This window comes from Thalassospira povalilytica (assembly GCF_002844235.1).
Taxonomy (GTDB): Bacteria; Pseudomonadota; Alphaproteobacteria; order Rhodospirillales; family Thalassospiraceae; genus Thalassospira; species Thalassospira povalilytica.
Window position 1 is genome coordinate 301354 of sequence record NZ_PGTS01000001.1, and the last position, 19886, is coordinate 321239.

At 54.7% G+C, this 19886-nt stretch carries 16 protein-coding genes; 5 read left to right on the plus strand and 11 right to left on the minus strand.

Going from position 1 to position 19886, the window contains the following annotated elements:
- Positions 1 to 2 precede the first annotated feature (2 nt).
- From CU041_RS01230 to CU041_RS01270, 9 genes are all read right to left on the minus strand, one after another.
- Positions 3 to 503, minus strand: a complete 501-nt coding sequence (locus tag CU041_RS01230; RefSeq protein ID WP_101245442.1) for a cytochrome c-type biogenesis protein — start codon at positions 501 to 503, stop codon at positions 3 to 5.
- The gene (locus CU041_RS01235) at positions 500 to 1036 is read right to left on the minus strand and encodes a DsbE family thiol:disulfide interchange protein (RefSeq protein WP_101245443.1); all 537 of its coding nucleotides are present in this window, start codon (positions 1034 to 1036) and stop codon (positions 500 to 502) included. Before CU041_RS01235 ends, CU041_RS01230 begins: the two co-directional genes overlap by 4 nt.
- The gene (locus CU041_RS01240) at positions 1033 to 3138 is read right to left on the minus strand and encodes a heme lyase CcmF/NrfE family subunit (protein ID WP_101245444.1); all 2106 of its coding nucleotides are present in this window, start codon (positions 3136 to 3138) and stop codon (positions 1033 to 1035) included. The genes CU041_RS01235 and CU041_RS01240 overlap by 4 nt, the downstream gene beginning before the upstream one ends.
- A gap of 133 nt (positions 3139 to 3271) precedes the next feature.
- Entirely contained in the window at positions 3272 to 3760 is a 489-nt protein-coding gene (ccmE, locus tag CU041_RS01245; protein WP_101245445.1) for a cytochrome c maturation protein CcmE, read from the minus strand.
- A gap of 13 nt (positions 3761 to 3773) precedes the next feature.
- The gene (gene ccmD / locus CU041_RS01250; protein ID WP_101245446.1) at positions 3774 to 3971 is read right to left on the minus strand and encodes a heme exporter protein CcmD; all 198 of its coding nucleotides are present in this window, start codon (positions 3969 to 3971) and stop codon (positions 3774 to 3776) included.
- On the minus strand, positions 3968 to 4756 hold the full coding sequence (locus CU041_RS01255) for a heme ABC transporter permease (protein WP_101245447.1): 789 nt from the start codon (positions 4754 to 4756) through the stop codon (positions 3968 to 3970). The genes ccmD and CU041_RS01255 overlap by 4 nt, the downstream gene beginning before the upstream one ends.
- A 13-nt stretch (positions 4757 to 4769) precedes the next feature.
- Positions 4770 to 5435 carry a heme exporter protein CcmB gene (ccmB, locus tag CU041_RS01260; RefSeq protein WP_101245448.1) on the minus strand — a complete coding sequence of 222 codons (666 nt, stop codon included), beginning with the start codon at positions 5433 to 5435 and terminating at the stop codon, positions 4770 to 4772.
- Positions 5432 to 6133 carry a heme ABC exporter ATP-binding protein CcmA gene (gene ccmA / locus CU041_RS01265; RefSeq protein ID WP_101245449.1) on the minus strand — a complete coding sequence of 234 codons (702 nt, stop codon included), beginning with the start codon at positions 6131 to 6133 and terminating at the stop codon, positions 5432 to 5434. Before ccmA ends, ccmB begins: the two co-directional genes overlap by 4 nt.
- A 249-nt stretch (positions 6134 to 6382) precedes the next feature.
- The gene (locus CU041_RS01270) at positions 6383 to 7126 is read right to left on the minus strand and encodes a DUF1223 domain-containing protein (RefSeq protein ID WP_233432969.1); all 744 of its coding nucleotides are present in this window, start codon (positions 7124 to 7126) and stop codon (positions 6383 to 6385) included.
- A 282-nt stretch (positions 7127 to 7408) separates the two neighbouring features.
- Here CU041_RS01270 and CU041_RS01275 point away from each other — a divergent pair, with 282 nt between their 5' ends.
- The gene (locus tag CU041_RS01275; RefSeq protein WP_101245451.1) at positions 7409 to 8746 is read left to right on the plus strand and encodes a sodium-dependent transporter; all 1338 of its coding nucleotides are present in this window, start codon (positions 7409 to 7411) and stop codon (positions 8744 to 8746) included.
- Between the two features lie 65 nt (positions 8747 to 8811).
- Here CU041_RS01275 and CU041_RS01280 read toward each other — a convergent pair whose 3' ends face one another.
- Both CU041_RS01280 and acnA read right to left on the minus strand, forming a co-directional pair.
- Positions 8812 to 11358 carry an EAL domain-containing protein gene (locus tag CU041_RS01280; RefSeq protein ID WP_101245452.1) on the minus strand — a complete coding sequence of 849 codons (2547 nt, stop codon included), beginning with the start codon at positions 11356 to 11358 and terminating at the stop codon, positions 8812 to 8814.
- Between the two features lie 188 nt (positions 11359 to 11546).
- Complete coding sequence (gene acnA / locus CU041_RS01285) at positions 11547 to 14234, minus strand: aconitate hydratase AcnA (RefSeq protein WP_101245453.1); 2688 nt, start codon at positions 14232 to 14234, stop codon at positions 11547 to 11549.
- Positions 14235 to 15066: 832 nt separating this feature from the next.
- Between acnA and CU041_RS01290 the strand changes: the two genes are divergently transcribed.
- The 4 genes from CU041_RS01290 to CU041_RS01305 all read left to right on the plus strand — a co-directional run bounded on the left by CU041_RS01290 (position 15067) and on the right by CU041_RS01305 (position 19876).
- Entirely contained in the window at positions 15067 to 15876 is an 810-nt protein-coding gene (locus tag CU041_RS01290; RefSeq protein WP_101245878.1) for an ABC transporter ATP-binding protein, read from the plus strand.
- Between the two features lie 2 nt (positions 15877 to 15878).
- Positions 15879 to 17828, plus strand: a complete 1950-nt coding sequence (locus tag CU041_RS01295; protein ID WP_101245454.1) for a long-chain fatty acid--CoA ligase — start codon at positions 15879 to 15881, stop codon at positions 17826 to 17828.
- A gap of 62 nt (positions 17829 to 17890) precedes the next feature.
- The gene (locus CU041_RS01300; RefSeq protein ID WP_101245455.1) at positions 17891 to 18784 is read left to right on the plus strand and encodes a branched-chain amino acid ABC transporter permease; all 894 of its coding nucleotides are present in this window, start codon (positions 17891 to 17893) and stop codon (positions 18782 to 18784) included.
- 18 nt (positions 18785 to 18802) lie between these two features.
- Positions 18803 to 19876 (plus strand): branched-chain amino acid ABC transporter permease, encoded by a 1074-nt coding sequence (locus tag CU041_RS01305; protein ID WP_101245456.1) that lies wholly within the window; start codon positions 18803 to 18805, stop codon positions 19874 to 19876.
- Positions 19877 to 19886 lie beyond the last annotated feature (10 nt).

Below are 19886 nucleotides of genomic sequence, written 5' to 3' on the forward strand. Positions count from 1 at the left end.
CATCAGGATTTCTTATCTCCGTTTGAGGTACCCAAAATCTCGTCAAGGCGGGCCTGTTCATCACGCGACAGTGATGTTGTCGCGTTTGATGCTTCGCGCTGCTTGCGACGATAAAAGGCAAAAACCGCCAGAAGCGCCAGAATTGCCAGAACCGCCGGACTTGCCCACAGAATATAGGTTTCCGGTTTCAGCGGCGGGTTGAGCAGAACATAATCCCCGTACCGCGCGACAATGTAATCGATGGCTTCTTCGTTGGTGTCACCGGCAATCAGGCGTTCACGAACAAGCACACGCAGATCGCGGGCAAGTTCGGCATCTGAATCATCAATTGACTGGTTCTGACAGACAAGGCAACGCAGTTCCTGACTGATGTCGCGGGCACGTTTTTCCAGAACCGGGTTCGATAACATTTCATCGGGATTAACCGCCCATGCCGGTGTGCCGGCCATAAGCCCAATCACCAGGCCAAATGCACCGATCATGGTCAAAAGACGACGGGTCATTCTTTTAACTCCGCGATTTTGGGCAGAAGCACATCTTCAAGAACATCTGCGGTTACCGGGCCGACATGTTTGTATCTGATCTGGCCTGCACCATCGATGATGAATGTTTCGGGCACGCCATAGACGCCAAAATCAATTCCGGTGCGTCCCGACAAATCCATGCCGACCGCGGCGTAGGGATCACCAAGTTCAGCCAGCCACTTGACACCGTCCTGCGGGTCTTTTTCCTTGTAGTTCAGGCCATAGACCGGGACATCGGCTTCGCGTGACAGACGTTTGATCAACGGATGTTCGGCACGGCAAGGAATGCACCAGCTGGCAAAGACGTTCAGAACCGAAACTTCACCTTTGGTAACATCGGCACGCGACAGTCCGGCTTCACGCCCGGGAAGTGGCGGTAAGGAGAATTCCGGTGCTGGCTTGTCGATCAGGACAGAGGGCACAACAGAAGAGTCCTTGTCGATATTCATCAGGAAAACCCCGGCGAGTGCCGCAAACAGAACCAGCGGGATCACGGCGATCGAAAATCTCATGAAGCGGAAACTCCGTTCTTCTGAAAACGCAGGAAGATGCGCGTAAGGATGCTGATGGTTCCACCCGTCAGCATCAAAATCATGCCCGCCCAGACCCAGGGCATCATTGGCAGGAACCGGACCGAAACAACCCGGCCGCCATCATCGCCCCTGTCCCCGATCGAGACATGCAGATCCCCGTCACGGCCATGCCAGATACCGGCTTCGCGTGTTTCAACGCCGCGGATCGGGTAATACCGGATTTCCGGGAAAAGTTCGGTTACCGGCAGCGCATGTCGATACAGGATAAAGGTCGCCTGACGCGTGGCATAGTTTTCCCCGGCAAGCAAAGCCACACCTTCATATTGCAGGTTATAGGGGCCAGCCTGGATGCTTTGCCCCGCCCGTGCGGAAACAACAACCTGTTCTTCCCAGACGCTGCTTGCTGCCCCGCCGGCCAGCATCACGGCCAAGCCGATATGGGCAAGCGTCATGCTCAGATAACGTGGGCCAAGCAGTTGCAGATTGCGGTATTTGCTTTCGCCGTGATCGGGCTGGCGCCACAATCTGGCCCACAGATCACTGAGCGACGCTGTCAAAATCCATCCGGCCAGTCCGATCCCGATCAAAGGTGCCGGTGAGAGGTCAATAAAGCGGATCGATACAAACAGCACGATGATGATCGACAGGATTGCCGCCAGCTTCATGCGCCGTCCGATCATCCACATTTCATCCTGTCGCCAGCGCAAGGTCGGGGCAAAGCCCATCAGAAACAGCAACGGAACAACAATCGGCACCAGTACTTCGACATAGAACGGGCCGCCAACCGTGATGTTTTCACCATCAAGCCAGCGCAAAACCAGGGGGTAAATCGTCCCTATCAGAACCACAGCAGCAATCAGTGCCAGCATCACACTATTGATGAACATGCTGCTTTCGCGCGACAGCAATTCAAAAGGACGCGGTTCACCGAGTTCATCGCCCCGGCGCCAGAACAGATAATATGAGCCTGCAAATATCGCGCAGAACCCGACCAGAAGCGCAATACTGTCATTGGGCTTCATCAGGGTTTCATTGAGCGGACCAAACAGATCGGACCGCGTCAGATACACCCCGAACCAGCCAACGGCCAGCGCAGAAAGTCCAAGGAATGCAGTCCAGCCCTTAAGGGTTTCGGTTTTTTCCAGAACCGCCCGGCAATGCACAAGCGCGGTGGTCAAAAGCCATGGCAATAACAGGCTGTTTTCTGCTGTGTCCCAATACCACCAATTCCCCCATGCCTGCTGGCTATAGGATCGATAGGCATTGATCGCAATTGCCGCCCCCAGCGCAACCCATGATGCAATCACCCAAAACCGCAAGGTTTCTGCAATCCGGCGATCAAATTTGCAGCCCAGCAATCCAGATAGCGTCAGGGCATAAATCACCATGAGTCCGGCAAGACCCAGATACAAAAACGGTTCACGCAGAACCCGCAGAACATCCTGGCTTTGCGGGTTCATCCCGCGCCCGTCAAGCGGTGCCACGGCAACACGCAGGAACGGATCAGCATCAATCAGGGTCGCAAGGCCAAGCACACCAACCAGCAGGCCAAGCACGGACATCGCATTGTAAAACAGTGTGCGGTCATCATCCTGTCCATAGGTCGATTGACCCGCCCCGAAAAGCTGCATGGCCAGAACAACATTGACCAGCGATGCCGCAAGAAGCCACAGGATCATCGCCCCGCCATCCGGGGTAAAGGCCGCACCGATCCGGAAAAGAAGCGGGGTGGATGAATGACTGACATTTGCAACAATCGGCAGGCTGAAATCGCTGACGATAAAGGCATGCAGCAACGCCGCCTGTGCAACGATTGCCATCAGCAACAATCCGGCAGGCAGAACAAGATAGTGCCCCGGTCGCGATATCTGGCTGTCAAATGGCAGCGGTGCTGAAACGGGCCCGGTTACGTTGAATTCAGGGGTAATGCCGTTGGGGCCGGTCGCTGCAAGAACGGTCGGGCGCCCCTGCAAGGTCGCGCGTATGGACGACCGCAGCCAAAGCGGGCTGAACAGCACAGCCTGCCCAAAGCCTGTCACCACAATCAGGAGCAGGGCAAAATGTCCGAGTTCTGCAAGCATCTCCGTCTAAGGCTTCCCCGAATTGATCCCCGATGACATATCTGGCGGTGTGACGGGACACTGATGGCACAGTTATGTCAAAGACAGGTTTTTCTTACGCGTTTGGTTTGACTTTATGGCCACAGAATGTGGCTTAATTGCGCATCTGTTCCGCATTTTTGGCTTCGATTTCTTCCCAGTAGCCGCTTTTCTTAAGCGATTCTGCGACTTCGGGCGGCATGTAGTTTTCATCATGCTTTGCCAGAACTTCCGATGCAACAAAGGTCCCGTCAGATGACATGTGGCCTTCGGCGACAACGCCCTGACCTTCGCGGAAAAGGTCGGGCAAGATGCCGCTATAGGAAATCGGGACGGTTTGCGCCATGTCTGTCACGGCAAAGGCAATGGTTTTGCCGTCCTGAAGCTTTTGAACAGACCCTTCGACGACCAGTCCTCCGATCCGCAGACGCTGGTCCGGATCAATCGGGGATTTTTCGATGATTTCGGTCGGGCTGAAGAAGAAGACAACCGAATCTTCAAAGGCGGTCAGTATGAGTGCCGCTGCACCGGCGACGGCCAAAAGAGCCGCACCGATGATATACATGCGTTGGCGTTTGCGGGCTTTTGCACGGGAAAGTGACACAGTTATTCTCCGGTCAGGGTGCCTTTGGGGCTTTTTTGTTTCGGCGCGACCGACGCGATTGCAGCACGGCTTCCAGCTGGTCGCGTTCAATGCGGCTGTTGCGCAGACTGCGCAAGGTCGCCACCAACAAGGCAATCATGGCAATTGCCGTGATGGCATAACTGCCCCAGATATAGCCGCCATATCCGCCCATTGAGAAGAATTCACTCATTGGCTGGCCTCCGCGTTGTGACCCGCATCATAGCTTGGGGTGTCGGTATTCTGGCCGGGGGATCGTTCATCAAACATGCCGGAAAGCTGCAATGCCCGGATACGCCGTTCATTGAGTTCAAGCCTTACCCGCAAAATCAGCATGACAAAGTAATAGCAGGTAAATCCAAGGATCATCAGCGCAAGCGGCAATTGCATGCTGGGATCAACCGTCGGGCCGTCCATGCGCACGATAGAGGCCGGCTGATGCAGGGTATTCCACCAGTCGACCGAAAACTTGACGATCGGCACATTGACCGCCCCGACCAGTGCCAGTGCCGATCCGGCCTTGGACCCGCGTTCGGGGTCATCAAATGCATTTACCAGCGCGATATAGCCAAGATACAGGAACAGCAAAATCAGCATCGAGGTCAGGCGCGCATCCCATACCCACCAGGTGCCCCACATCGGTTCACCCCACAATGATCCGGTAATCAGGCACAATGCGGTAAAGGTGGCACCGATCGGGGCCGTGGCACGCGCGCAGATATCGGCCAGCGGGTGTTTCCAGATCAGGCTCATGGCACCGCACACCGCCATGCCGACATAACAGAACAACCCCATCCAGGCCGCCGGGACATGCAGATACATGATCCGGACCGTATCGCCCTGCTGATAGTCACCCGGGGATGCGAAAAGCGCAAAATAAAGCCCAGCGGCAATCAGGATCGCCGTCGCCCCAGACAGCCACGGCAATAGCGGGTCGGTCAGCTTCAGAAAAACACTTGGTTTGGCAAAACGATGCATATTCTTCTGTCCGTTATTCCATTGCCTGACGCACCGCATGGGCGGTGGCAAATGGCGTTGCTGCCAGTGCGATCAGCAAAATGGCAGCCATGATCTGTAACTGTGCGGTGGCCGAAATGCCCAGCAAGGCGGCCTCGACCGCGCCGGCCCCGAAAATCAGAACCGGGATATAAAGCGGCAAGACCAGAAGCGACACCAGAACCCCGCCACGCCGTGCCCCCAAAATAAGTGCGGCCCCTATCGCCCCGATCAGACTAAGAGCCGGGGTGCCAAGCAGCATGGCAAGCATCAGGGTAACAAATCCGTCCTGATCCATATTGAGCATCACGGCCATCAACGGGGCTGCAATGATCAATGGCAAGCCGGTGGTCAGCCAATGGGCACATACCTTGCCGAGGACCAGCAATTCCAGCGAAACCGGCGACAGGGTCAAAAGTTCAAGCGTGCCGTCCTCATAATCGGTCTGAAAAACCCGCTCAAGCGACAGCATCGCTGCCAGAAGTGCCGATACCCAGATCACCCCGGATGCAATCCGGGCCAGAATATTGGCTTCCGGGCCGACGCCGAACGGAAACAATGTGGTGGTCACAATAAAGAAGGCAACCACCATGACCGAATCTGCCCCCTGACGCAGAGCAAGACGCAGGTCGCGCTGTAAAATAGCAAGGAAACCGTTCATTGGGCGGCCTCCTGTGCGGATATCGGCGCCGATCCGTCCATTTCCGGATGCTCCATCAGCCATTCGACCATCGGAATGGCAAATTCATCCAGATCAAGCACGGTTGGCGCATCGACATCCAGATCAATATGTGTCGAATAGATCACAATGCCGCCACGCGCCCGGAATTCGGCAATCAGTCGGGCGACTTCGCCACAGCTTTCGCGGTCCAGTCCGACGGTCGGTTCATCAAGCAGCCAAAGATCACTTTGACCGATCAGAATACGGGCAAGGGCGGTGCGTCGTTTCTGTCCGCTTGAAAGATAACGGCCAGCGACCCGTGACAGGTGATGAATATCAAGCGCATCAAGGGCCGCATCAATTTCACCATCAAGGTCATCGACCCCGCGCATCTGCCCCCAAAGGCGCAAATTGTCGCGCACCGACAGTACCGGTTTGACGGCATCCTGATGGCCAAGATATTGCAGCCGGGCCTGATGGCCGATGCGGTCTTCGAGGATGTTTTCACCGTCCCAGCAAATCTGTCCGGCGCGCGGGGACAGCAGTCCGGCCATGACCCGCAACAGGCTGGATTTTCCGGCACCGTTCCGGCCACGCAGCACAATCGCGTCACCGGATCGGGCGGCAAAGGATAGGCCGCCAAATACCAGTCGCTCGCCGCGCAGGCAGGTCAAATCAGAACCGCTAAAATCTGCCATGTAACCCGTTCAATAGTCAGTGTCTCAGCCGTGGTCGCCGTATTCTATAACGCGTTTAGGCTGATTATCCATTCTTTAACCGAGCGCGGCCGCGATGGCTTTGTTTCAAATCAATCCAAACAAGGTCGGGAAAGATTGGCACGCACTGATGCGGACATATCAGGGGACGGGTTTCCAACCGGTGAATGTTTGGGCAAATGAAATGACATATAAAAGGGGGCGTTAAAGGCGTTCGGGGGGCAGCGGATTTTAATAGCGGATGACAGATGCCGAGATGATCGGGCCACCATTTCCGTTTTGAACCAGAACAGCAATGCCACCGTCACAGGCCTTTGTCATGGCAAACGGAATGTCTTTTGATGATCCGTCCCACGAACCAAGGTCGATCATCTCGCGGACGACATTGGCATGTACCAGCCGTTTCCCGGCATTCTCGCCCGATAGAACGTCACGCTGGTGTTCGCGGTCAAAACCGATGATCCAGATACGATGGGCATTTCCCGAGGCCGGCATCGTGATGTTGCGCAGTGCGACCGTGCCGCGGGCGGGCAGATCAGTGCTGTCTGATGCCAGTGTGATTGCCGAGATGTCCTTTAAACCGGGCAGGGCATCGGCGGTCGACTCGATACGCCGTTTTGCGGTTGCCTGAACCACATTGTCGCCATTGATAATGACCTGAGGGGTATAGACATACCGTTCGCGCATCCGGTTGGCATAGTCGCGTTGCCGGTCGCTGTATCGGGAATCGGAAAACGGATCCGTCCAGCCCAGATAGTTCCAGTAATCGACATGGTATGACAGTGCCAGAAGGTCGGTATGTTCCTGATTTATCTGATAAAGAACATGATCTGCTGGCGGGCAGGAGTTGCATCCTTGCGAGGTGTAAAGCTCTATCACGGCGTGGGGTGTTGTGCTTTCGGCGGCATATGCCGGGCCGGAATGTATCATTAGTGCCAGTGCAAGCATGCAGATGATGGGACGAATATGTTTCATGCCCATCATCATGCCCGAGAACTGCCATCACCCCCTAATCACAAGGCCTTGAAAGCAACAGGAAGACCAAAAGGGCGGATTCTTGCGCTTTTTGGGTGAATTTCGAAATGAGATTTCCAAAGATTGATGTTAATAGCTGCGGACCAATCGGGACCACCTTGAGGGAACGGTCGCAACGCATCGGGTGAATTCGCCTGTGCGTTAAATGATAAAAATCTGGAATCGGTCTGCCGGCGGGAGCTTCATCCGGCAATTCCGGTCCGAAACAAGGTTTGCAGGTTAATGATGAAACGTGAACACTGGGGCTCGCGCCTCGGCTTTATTCTGGCAGCTGCGGGGTCGGCCGTCGGACTTGGGAATATTTGGAAGTTCCCGTATATGGCGGGCGAAAACGGCGGTGGCGCCTTCCTGATTATTTATCTGGCACTGGTCTTTACCATCGGGATTTCGGTTATGTTGGCCGAATTCGTGATTGGCCGCATGTCTGAAAAGAATGCGATTGGCGCGTTCGCCAAGCTCAAAGGCGGTCTTTGGCCGGTCATCGGGTTCTTTGGTGTGGCTGCTGCCTTTATCATTCTGTCCTTCTATAGCGTCGTCGCTGGCTGGACGATTTCCTATATGATCAAGTCGATCACCGGTGCGCTGGCGATCGAAGATCCGGCCGCGCTGGGAAGCCTGTTTGGTGATTTCATTTCCGATCCGGTTTCGCCGCTGATCTTCCATGCGATCTTTATGGCGCTGACGATTTTCGTGGTTCTGGCCGGTGTTGGTTCCGGGATTGAACGCGCCTCGAAAATCCTGATGCCGGCCCTGTTTGCACTTCTGATCATTCTGATCATTCGTTCGGTCACGCTGCCTGGTGGTGGCGAAGGTGTTGCCTTCCTGCTGTCGCCGGACTTTTCCAAAGTGACCTGGGAAACTGTATCGGGTGCATTGTCGCAGGCATTCTTCTCGCTCTCGCTCGGTATGGGGGCGATGATCACCTATGGCTCGTACCTGTCGAAAAAAGAAAACATCGCCGGTTCTGCCGGTTGGGTGACGCTGCTTGATACCGCGGTTGCCGTAATGGCGGGTCTTTTGATCCTGCCGGCGGTTTTCGCATTCGGCTTTGATCCGAGTGCCGGTCCCGGCCTGACCTTTATCACGCTTCCGGCTGTGTTTGCGCATATGCCGATGGGCTCGCTGTTTGCCTTTATGTTCTTCCTGCTTCTGGGCATTGCGGCTTTGACTTCGGCGGTATCGATCCTTGAAGTGGTTGTGGCCTATTTCGTTGATGACCGTGGTGTCAGCCGCAAAACCGCGGCCATCGTGGTTGGCGTGATCATTTTTGCACTGGGTATCCCGTCTTCGCTGTCGCTTGGCGTGATGTCGGATGTCACCATCTTTGGCAAAAGCTTCTTTGATCTGATGGACTTCATCAGTTCGAACCTGCTGTTGCCGATCGGTGGCCTGTTCATTTCGCTGTTTGTTGGCTGGGTCATCTGGGGCAAGGCCAAAGAAGAAATCGCAGCACATGACGGTATCGTCCCGATGTGGATCAATGCCTGGGGACTGATTGTCAAATTCGTTGCCCCGGTTGCGATTGCCTTCATCCTGCTTAAGGGGCTTGGTATCTTCTAGGATCAGAAGAACCGGTTCATGAAGTTTGAAAGGGCGGGATTATTCCCGCCCTTTTGCTTTTTGGCTTAGCCATCCGTTGCGGTGGCAAGCCTTGAAATATCCTGTGCGCTCATTGGTCGGCCAAGCAGGTAACCCTGCACAAGGTCGCACCCGGCATCCCGCAGAACTTCAAGCTGACGATCGTTTTCGACCCCTTCGGCAATGCAGGTTTTGCCAAGGTTGCGCGCCATATTGATGATGGTGATTGCCAATGTCCGGCCTTCTTCGCCACGATCGATGTCGGTGACAAAACTGCGATCAAGCTTGATCTGATCAAATGGCAGGGTCCGCAGATAGCTCAGGCTGGAAAAGCCGGTGCCAAAATCATCAAGCGAAATGCGAATGCCCAGATCCTGGATACGCTGAAGTTTGGCACGCATGTCGGCCATATCGCGCATGAACAGGCTTTCGGTGACTTCGATTTCAAGCCGGTCGGCAGACAACCCCTTGTCGACCAGAATGGCCCGCAGCTGTTCTGCAAGATCGACCGTGCCATAGAATTGCTGAACTGACACATTCACCGCCAGCCGCAGATTGTGCAGACCTTCGCTGCGCCAGTTGACCAGTTGACGACAGGCCGTGCGCATGACCCAGCGACCCAGTTCGCCGATGACGCCGATTTCTTCGGCAACCGGGATAAAGGTCGATGGCGGGATATGTTCCCCGCTTGCCGTTGTCCATCTTGCCAAGGCTTCGACACCGCACAACTGGCCAGTTTTGGTGTCAAATTGCGGTTGATAGGCAAGATGGAGTTCATTGTTATCGAGCGCGCGCCGTAAGGCCGTTTCAAGCGCCAGATCAGCACCCTTCTGACTTTGCAGCGACACGCTGAACCGACCGACCCGGTTGCGCCCCTGTTCCTTTGCCTGAAGCATGGCAATTTCCACACAGCGCAAAAGATTGCTGGTGTCATTGGCATCCTTGGGAAAAGAGGCAATGCCGATGCTGGCCGAAAGATAAAGGTCATCACCCTTGCTGGTCAGATGCGGTTCGCCAAGCCGGACAAGAACGCGTTCGGCAAGGTTCAGGGCTTCCTGTTCGGTTTTTATGTCGGGCAGGATGGCGGCATATTCATCGGCACCGACACGGGCCATGACCGCATCATGGCCAAGTTCGCGGCTGATGCGTCGGGATACTTCGACCAGAACATCATCCCCGGCATTGTGGCCCAGTGCGTTGTTAACGCGCTGAAAGTTATCAAGATCCAGCATCATGACAGTCAATGGCCGGCCGTGCTGCCGGGCGCGCCCGACATGAAGCGACAGCAATTCCGAAAAACGCCGGCGGTTGGGCATGCCGGTCAGCTCGTCGGTAAAGGCAATCCGAAGGATATCTTCGCGGTTTTTTTCGCGTTCACTGATGTCGGTAAAGATCGACGCATAATGGCTTATGGTGCCGTCGCTGTCGCGGATGGCCATGATCGAAAGCCATTCCGGGAATGTTTCACCGGATTTGCGACGGTTCCAGATCTCGCCTTCCCATTTGCCGGTCCGGGCAAGTTCGACCCACATCTGGCTATAGAAATCCTTGCTTTGGCGACCGGACTGCAAAATGCTCGGGTTTTTGCCAATGACTTCTTCGGCCTGATAACCGGTGACACGGGTAAAGGCGGGGTTGACGGCCTCGATCTCGGCGCGGGCGTTACAGACCATGACGCAGTCTGGCGAGTTTTCAATCAGCTTGCGGGCAAGCGCAAGTGACTGGCGGGCCTTGACCAGTTCGCTGTCGCTGTCATCATTGATGTTGTTCAGATAGATCAGATAGTCCTGCTCGATAAATTCAAGCAGATCGGCAAAGGACAGAACGCCGATGATTTCCCGGTGCTGGTTATGAACAACAAGGTGGCGGATGTTCTTGCGCAACATGATGGTGCGCGCATCATTAAGGTTCACATCCCCGTTAATGACCATAACCGGGCGGGTGGCGATATCACCTGCTGTCAAGCCATCATTGTCATCGGCAAACCCGCGCAGGATATCGCGTTCGGTAATGATACCGGTTTGCTGATCGACCGGCAGGTCGGCGGGAAAGCCGGTAACGATGGCGCTGTCGCATTTTTCGCCATGCATGCGGTGTCGCAATTCCGACACAGGCATCCGGGCATCGACAAAGATTGTCGACCGTCGGACCGCATCGGCAACGTCATTGGCGCTGAACGGCTTTTTGTTGCTGATTTGCCGGATCAGATCGGTCCGGCTGATGATGCCGACCAGACAATCATTTTCATCGACGGTGACCAGGTGGCGGACATTGCGTTCGCGCATCCTGACGATGGCTGATTGCGGGCTGGCATGGATGGAGATGGTGTGAACCGGATGCGACATGCGCATCTCGACGGGTTGCGACAGCACAGCTTTGCTGTTGGCTGGTAACGACAACAGGTCGTGCTCTGTCAGTATTCCGACCGGCTTGTTCGACTGTACCACAATGATGGAACTGCTGTTGGCATTGCGCATTTTGGTGACGGCTTGCGCAAGTGGCGTTGCAGGCGAGCAACTTAAAACAGTTCCGGGTGACAGCGTACCGACCGTCAGACCAAAAGACCGGTCTTCGGCTGGGGTAGGGCGTATCATTTGATCCTGCTCAGAAGACAATTCGAATTGCATCTGACTTAGCAGACATCAAGCAGTTTGGGATTGTTTTGGATCAAGGACACATGCCGGAATTGTTTCGCCGGTTTTGACATCAACCGGAAATAAAACACCCCGCCGGACGAAACCGGCGGGGTGTCTTTTGGTCAGCGTCTGACTTCGTACTGAAATCAGGCAGCTTTCATCATGTTACGCAGAACGAACTGCAAGATGCCGCCGTTCTGGTAGTAGAGAACTTCGTTCTCGGTATCGATACGGCAGGTGGCAACGAATTCTTCGGTGCTGCCATCTTTGCGCGTGATGCGAACCGTAACGTCCTGAAGCGGGGTGATGCCATCACCGATGCCAAGGACATCAAAGGTTTCAGAACCATCAAGCTTGTAGGTCGCACGACCTTCACCGTTTTTGAACTGCAGCGGCAGAACGCCCATGCAGACCAGGTTGGTGCGGTGAATACGTTCGAAGCTTTCCGCGATCACAGCTTTGACGCCAAGCAGGTTGGTGCCTTTTGCTGCCCAGTCACGCGAAGAACCGGTGCCGTATTCTTTACCGGCGACGACAACCAGCGGGGTGCCTTCGGCCTGATAGCGCATGGCAACATCATAAACCCAGCCCTGTTCACCCGACGGGTAATGGACCGAGATGCCGCCTTCGGTGCCCGGTGCCATTTCGTTACGAATACGAATGTTGGCAAAGGTACCGCGCATCATGACTTCGTGGTTACCACGACGTGCGCCATAGGAGTTGAAGTCACGAACCGCAACGCCATTCGCCTTGAGGTATTCACCTGCCGGGCTTTCTTCCTTGATCGAACCGGCCGGAGAAATGTGGTCGGTGGTAACAGAGTCACCCAGGATCAGGAGCGGACGTGCACCGTGAACTTCTGCGAAGTCGTTCGGCTCTGCCGCCATGTTGACGAAGTAAGGCGGGTTCTGGACGTAGGTGGATTTGCCATCCCACGCGAAGGTTTCGCCTTCGGTGATTTCGATGGCCTGCCACGGCTTCGGACCAGCAAAGATGTTGTCATAACGCTCTTTGTACATCGCAGCCGAAATCGACGACGCAATGGTGTCGGCAATTTCTTTGTTGCTCGGCCAGATGTCTTTGAGGAAGACGTCATTGCCGTTCTTGTCGGTACCGATCGGGTCGTTGTTCAGATCGACCTTCAGGTTACCGGCAAGGGCATAGGCAACAACCAGCGGCGGCGAGGCAAGGTAGTTTGCCTTGACGTGCGGGCTGATACGGCCTTCGAAGTTACGGTTACCCGAAAGAACGGCGGTAACGAGCATGTCGTTGCCGTCAATTGCTTCGGCGATCGGGCCGGCAAGCGGACCGGAGTTACCGATACAGGTGGTGCAACCGAAACCGGCAACGTTAAAGCCAAGCTGATCCAGGTAATCCTGAAGGCCGGCTTTCTCGAGGTAGTCGGCAACAACCAGCGAACCCGGTGCAAGCGAGGTTTTCACCCACGGTTTGCGGTTCAGGCCAAGCTCGACAGCTTTTTTCGCCAGCAGACCGGCTGCGATCAGCACGCTCGGGTTCGAGGTGTTGGTGCAGGACGTGATTGCGGCGATGACGACGTTACCGTCTTTCATTTCGAAGTTTTCATTCGAAACCGGAACGGAACGATCAGCATCTACACCCGGTGCCATGTCGGCGAAGGTGCCATTGAAGCTCGATACGGCGTCTTTAAGAAGAACGCGGTCCTGCGGACGCTTCGGACCCGACAGGGCCGGCTCGACGGTCGAGATGTCAAGTTCAAGCGTTGCAGTGTATTCTGCTTCGAAGCCCGGCTCGCGCCACATGCCCTGTTCTTTGGCATATGCTTCAACCAGGGCAATCTGGTCTTCGTCACGGCCGGTCGAACGCATGTAGTTCAGCGTTTCGTCATCGATCGGGAAGAAGCCACAGGTCGCACCATATTCCGGTGCCATGTTACCGATGGTCGCACGGTCCGGCAGGCTCATGTGGTCAAGTGCATCGCCATAGAATTCGACGAATTTGCCGACAACGCCTTTTTCACGCAGCATCTGAACGACGCGCAGAACAAGGTCGGTTGCGGTGATGCCTTCTTTCATGGTGCCGGTCAGCTTGAAGCCGACGACTTCCGGGATCAGCATCGAGATCGGCTGGCCAAGCATTGCTGCTTCGGCTTCCAGACCACCAACACCCCAACCAAGAACAGCAAGGCCGTTCACCATGGTGGTGTGGGAATCGGTGCCGACCAGGGTATCAGGATATGCAACGGTCTTGCCGTCTTCGTCCTTGCCGGTCCAGACGACCTTGGCAAGATGTTCGACGTTGACCTGGTGGCAGATGCCTGCGCCCGGCGGAACGATGCGGAAGTTGTTGAACGCGTTCTGACCCCAACGCAGGAAGCCATAACGTTCGCCGTTACGTTCGAACTCGACTTCCATGTTTTTGTCGAGTGCATCATCGGTGCCGAAGAAGTCGATCATGACCGAGTGGTCAATGACGAGATCAACCGGTGAAAGCGGGTTCACCTTCTGGGCGTCGCCACCCATGTTGACAACGGCATCGCGCATCGCGGCAAGGTCAACGACGGCGGGAACGCCGGTGAAGTCCTGCATCAGAACGCGGGCCGGACGATAGTTGATCTCATGGCTGCTCTTGCGGGCTTTGAGCCAGTCTACAACAGCCTGAACATCGTCGGTTTTGACAGTGAAGTCATCTTCATAGCGCAGAAGGTTCTCAAGAACGACTTTCAGCGTGAAGGGAAGTTTGGAAACGTCGCCGAGTTTTTCGGAAGCAACTTTGAGGCTGTAATAGTCGACGGAATTATCCCCGACTTTCAGCGTGCGGCGCGTTTTCAGGTTGTCTTTGCCACAAATGGACATCAGACCCTCCTCAAGGTGGTTAAAAGGGCTTGTCGTGACAAGACACCCCGACCGTCGGAGCGCCGAGCGGTGGGCTATCTGTGTTGCGTGACGCGGGTCACGGCTACATATGCATGTGCACCGGGGTTACACCACAATTCCCTGTGAAAGTCCAGACCCAGTGAAGGGGTATTCAGTAAAACCCGCTGATCACAGCATATTGGCAAAGTCCAACAAGCATCGGTAAACCTTTGATCGATATGTGAAGGCGCATTTCGCCTTTCAATAGGGGCTAGTCGGGGGCCGAGTCTGTTGCTGACCATATTGCTTGCGTGTTTTCGGGGTATGTCGGGGGTGCGGTGGTGCGTCGATTGCGAACGAGGATACCAGACGCCGTAAAGGCCCGCCCCGAATCCGTTCCGATTCGATCAATCGCGCTGATCTGGATCCGCCTTATTCGGGGGCATTCACCCGTCAAATATTGTGCGGTGCATGATCACGAAAATTTTTTGCAATGCGACGTGCGCGGGGCTGCCTAACTGATCTCGCCGTCAGATAACGTTACGTAATCAAGGGTAGAAAGATGGTGCGCGGTAGGCGAATTTAAATTGTGCATTGCGAATTTGTAGAAAAGTCGCAATCCCTTGCTGATCATTGCATTGACGCAATATGCTGAAATTGGTACTTAAATGCCTATTAAATGTGTCAGGCCCGGTTTCCGTAAGGTCAGGGTCCCAAAAAAATCCGACACATCATCAGGGAAACTGAATATCGGTTCGCAAATTTCACCAAGATGAACCCGAAATGTGGTTCTGCGGCATTTGCGGCCCAAGTCAGGGAGGAATGCGACGGCATGACATCACAGAGTCCTATTTTACAGATCAGCGATGTGTCGCTGGTTTTCGGCGGTGTACGTGCGCTGAGTGATGTCAGCTTTTCCGTCCTGCCGGGCGAACTGTTTTCGATCATCGGCCCGAACGGCGCGGGCAAGACGTCCATGCTGAACTGCGTGTCCGGGCGTTACACCCCGACCACCGGATCGGTATCGTTCAAAGGTCAGGATGTTACGGGGCTTAAACCCAATGATCGTGCCGAACTGGGCATCGGTCGTACATTCCAGAACCTGGCGCTGTTTGGTCATATGAATGTTCTCGATAACATCATGGTCGGTCGCCATCATCTTTTGAAAAACAACTTCCTGAACGGGCCGCTTTACTGGTTTGGCGGTGCGCAAAAGGAAGAACTCGAACACCGTCGCTTCTGCGAAGACGTGATCGATTTTCTTGAAATTTCCCATATCCGCAAGGCAACGGCCGGTACGCTTTCATATGGTCTGCGCAAACGCGTCGAGCTGGCGCGTGCTGTTGCACTGCGTCCTGATCTGATCCTGCTTGATGAGCCGATGGCGGGCATGAACCTCGAAGAAAAAGAGGACATGGCGCGCTTTATCATCGACCTCAATGAAGAATGGGGCATGACGGTTGTGATGATTGAACATGACATGGGTGTTGTCATGGATATCTCGAACCGGGTCATGGTTCTCGACTTCGGACGCAAGATTGCCGAAGGCCTCCCCGACGAGGTGATGGCCAACAGTCACGTCAAGAAGGCCTATCTGGGTGAAGAAGACGACGAAACGGATGAAGACGAGCAGGTGGCCTGATCATGAGCAGCAATATCCCCGATTATGCCGACGTGCAGTCGCTTGATACCTTCCCGAAAGTGCTGGCCTATAATGCGCGCAACTGGGGTGGTGACGTTGCCATGCGCGAAAAGGAATTCGGCATCTGGCAGGAATTCACCTGGAAAGATTACAATGACCGCGTCAAATGGATGACGCTTGGCATGCGCGCCCTTGGCATTGGTCAGGGCGATGTGGTCGGTATCATTGGTGAAAACCGCCCGGAATGGGTTTGGGGCGAAATCGCAGCCCATGCGTTGCGCGGAATGTCGGTCGGTCTGTATCAGGACAGCCTTCACGAAGAAGTCGCCTATCTGATCACCTATTCGGGTGCCCGTATCCTGATCGCCGAAGACGAAGAACAGTGTGACAAGCTGATCGAACTTGGCGACGACATTCCGACCGTGGAACATATCGTTTATTGCGACCCGCGCGGGATGCGCAAATATGACGATCCGCGTTTGATGGATGTCGAAAAGCTTTACGAGCTTGGCCGCGAGCTCGAAGAAAAAAATCCCGGTATCTATGACCAGATGGTCGCCGATACCAAGGGTGATGAATGCGCGATCCTGTGCACGACATCGGGCACGACATCCAAGCCGAAAATGGCGATGCTCAATTCCGGTGATTTTCTGGATCATTGCGCGGCGTATCTGCGTGCTGACCCGAAATATCCGGGTGATAACTATGTATCTGTCCTGCCGCTTCCGTGGATTATGGAACAGGTCTATGTGGTTGGTCAGTCGCTGGTCAGTCGCCAGATCGTCAATTTCGTCGAAGAGCAGGAAACCATGATGGCCGACCTGCGCGAAATTGGACCGAACTTCGTGCTGCTTGCGCCGCGCGTCTGGGAAACCATTGCCGCCGATGTGCGCGCCCGGATGATGGATTCAACACCATTCAAGCAAAAGATGTTTGATTTCGGCATGGCTCTGGCCCGCACGGCACTCGACAATGGCGGTCATTCCAAGATGGCTGACGTCATTTTGATGAATGCGCTCAAAGACCGTCTTGGTTTTTCCAACCTGCGCTCAGCCGCGACCGGCGGGGCGGCGATTGGTCCGGAAACCTTCAAGTTCTTCCATGCGATGGGCGTGCCGCTGCGTCAGCTTTATGGCCAGACTGAACTTTGCGGCGCCTATACCATTCATCAGCCCGATGATATCGATTTTGATACGGTCGGTGTTGCCTTTGACAATTCCGACATCCAGGTCATCAATACCGATGAAAACGGGGTTGGCGAAATCGTTGCCCGTACGTCGGGCATGTTCACCGGATATTACAAAAACCAGTCCGCCTATGACGAAGATGTCAGAGATGGCTGGATGCATACCGGTGATGCCGGTTACTTCAAGAAAGAAAACAATCATCTGGTTGTGATCGATCGCATGAAGGATCTGGCGGAAACCTCGACCGGGGTGCGTTATTCGCCACAGTTTATTGAAAACAAACTGAAATTCTCGCCCTTCATTGCCGAGGCCGTGATCCTTGGCAAGGATCTTCCGTTCCTGTCGACCATGATCTGTATTCGTTATTCGATCATGGCGAAATGGGCCGAACAGCGCGGGATTGCATTTACCAACTATACCAACCTGTCCGCCCAGCCGCAGGTCTATGACATGATCACCGAGGAAATCCGCGAGGTGAACAAGACCCTGCCAGAGGCACAGCGCATCAAACGCTTCCTGCTTCTTTACAAGGAACTGGATGCCGATGACGGCGAACTGACCCGTACGCGCAAGGTGCGCCGTGGCGTGGTTGCCGAAAAATACGCCGACATCATCGATGCGGTTTATGCCGGCAATGACAAGGTTGATATCGACACCATGATCACCTTCCAGGACGGGTCAAAAACCCGCATCCAGACAAGCGTGAAGGTCGTCGATCTTGAAGATAACAAGGTCGCACAGACGGCCCCGAAAGCCGCCGAATAAGGCAGCAGCAAAACTGTGGTCCCGATCACCGGATCGCGGACCGCCATTACAGGGATGGCAACATGAATTTCGAACTTCTGTTCCAGCTTCTGCTGAACGGGTTGATCGTCGGGACGCTGTATGGTGTCGTCGCGATGTGCTTCGTGCTCATCTATAAATCAACCCAGATCGTTAACTTTGCCCAGGGCGAGTTTCTGCTGATTGGCGCGTGGGTTTGCTATGCGTTCCTTGTGGAAATGAGTATGCCCTTCTGGCTGGGTTTCCTGTTTACGCTGCTGTTTATGATGGCGTTTGGCATCATTCTTCAGATGGTTGTCTTGCGGCCCATGATTGGCGAACCGATCATTTCCGTGATCATGGTGACCATCGGGCTTTCGATCTTTTTCCAGGCAGCGACCAAGTGGATTTTCGGTGCTACCACGGCAACCTATCCGCAGGTGTTTGAAACCCGTTCGATCAACCTTCTGGGGATGCAGATCGAAACCGCCTACATCATGAGCTTCGTGATCTCGTTGTTCATCATGGCCGGGTTCTACTGGTTCTTTAAATATTCCAAGCTTGGCCTCGCGATGCGCGCAACCGCCTTTGATCAGCAGGTCGCACAAAGCCTTGGCATTTCGGTCAAAACCGTCTTTGCGATGTCCTGGGCGATTTCGGCCCTGGTGTCGGGGATCGCCGGTATCGTGATCGGGATGGTTAATGGTGTGTCTTCGGCCCTTTCGGTGATCGGGATCAAGGTGTTCCCGGCGGTTATTCTGGGCGGGCTTGATTCCATCGTCGGTGCGATTGTCGGTGGTGTGATCATCGGTCTTCTTGAAAACACGGCCGAGTTTGTGGATGGCCAGTATCTGAACTGGGGCAACCTGTTCTCGATCGCGCCGTTCTATGTGCTGATCATTATTCTGTGCATCAAGCCATATGGCCTGTTTGGCACCAAAGACATCGAACGTATCTAAGGGACGAGGAAAAGTACTATGGCTGGATTTTCGATGCGTCCCTGCGGTGATTTCCGAACGACCTATCGTCAGGATACCCGCATTTACGATACGACCTATATCCGCAATGCCGCGATCCTTGGCATTCTTGCGGTGGCAATGATCCCGTTTGTTCTGGATGGCTATTACGTCAACCTGTTCATCCAGATCTCGTACTTTGCGATTGCGGCACTTGGATTGAATATCCTGGTCGGTTTTACGGGTCAGATTTCACTGGGCCATGCGGCGTTCTTTGGCTTTGGCGCCTTTGCATCGGCCTGGATCAACAACACGACCGGCATTCCGGTGTTGCTGTCCATTCCGCTTGCCGGCCTGATGACGGCGGCTGTTGGTATGCTGTTTGGTCTGCCTGCGGCCCGGATCAAGGGGCTTTATCTGGCGATTGCGACCCTGGCGGCCCAGTTCATTCTTGAAGATTTCTTTGCCCGTGCCGAATGGTTTACCGGTGGTTCCTATGGTGCGGCGGCCAACCCGATCAATGTGTTCGGCTATGAAATTCTTGATGATTTCAGCTTCTTCTATGTGTCGCTGTTCTTCCTGGTCCTGATGTATCTTTTGGGTACCAACCTGATGCGGACCCGTGATGGTCGTGCCTTTGTTGCGGTACGTGACCATTACCTGTCAGCTGAAATCATGGGCATCAATCTGACGAAATACCGTCTGATGAGCTTTGCTATCTCGTCCTTCTATGCCGGTGTCGGCGGGGCGATGTACGGGCATTATCTCGGCTTTGTTTCGGCCGAAGGTTTCACCATTCTGCTGTCGATCCAGTTCCTTGGCATGATCATTATCGGTGGTCTCGGATCGGTCAAAGGCACCCTGATGGGAACCGTCTTTATGGTGCTTCTGCCCGAAGTCATGGAAAGCGGTGTCAGCGCATTAAGCGTTTTTGAATGGGCAAGTTCGACGGCCGTGACCGACGGGCTGGCTTATATCAAGGAGATGGCAATTGGTCTGGCCATCATCCTGTTCCTGATCTTTGAGCCGGATGGGCTTGCCCATCGCTGGCAACAGATCAGGGCGTACTGGAAGCTTTATCCCTTCTCGTACTGATAAAGACCCC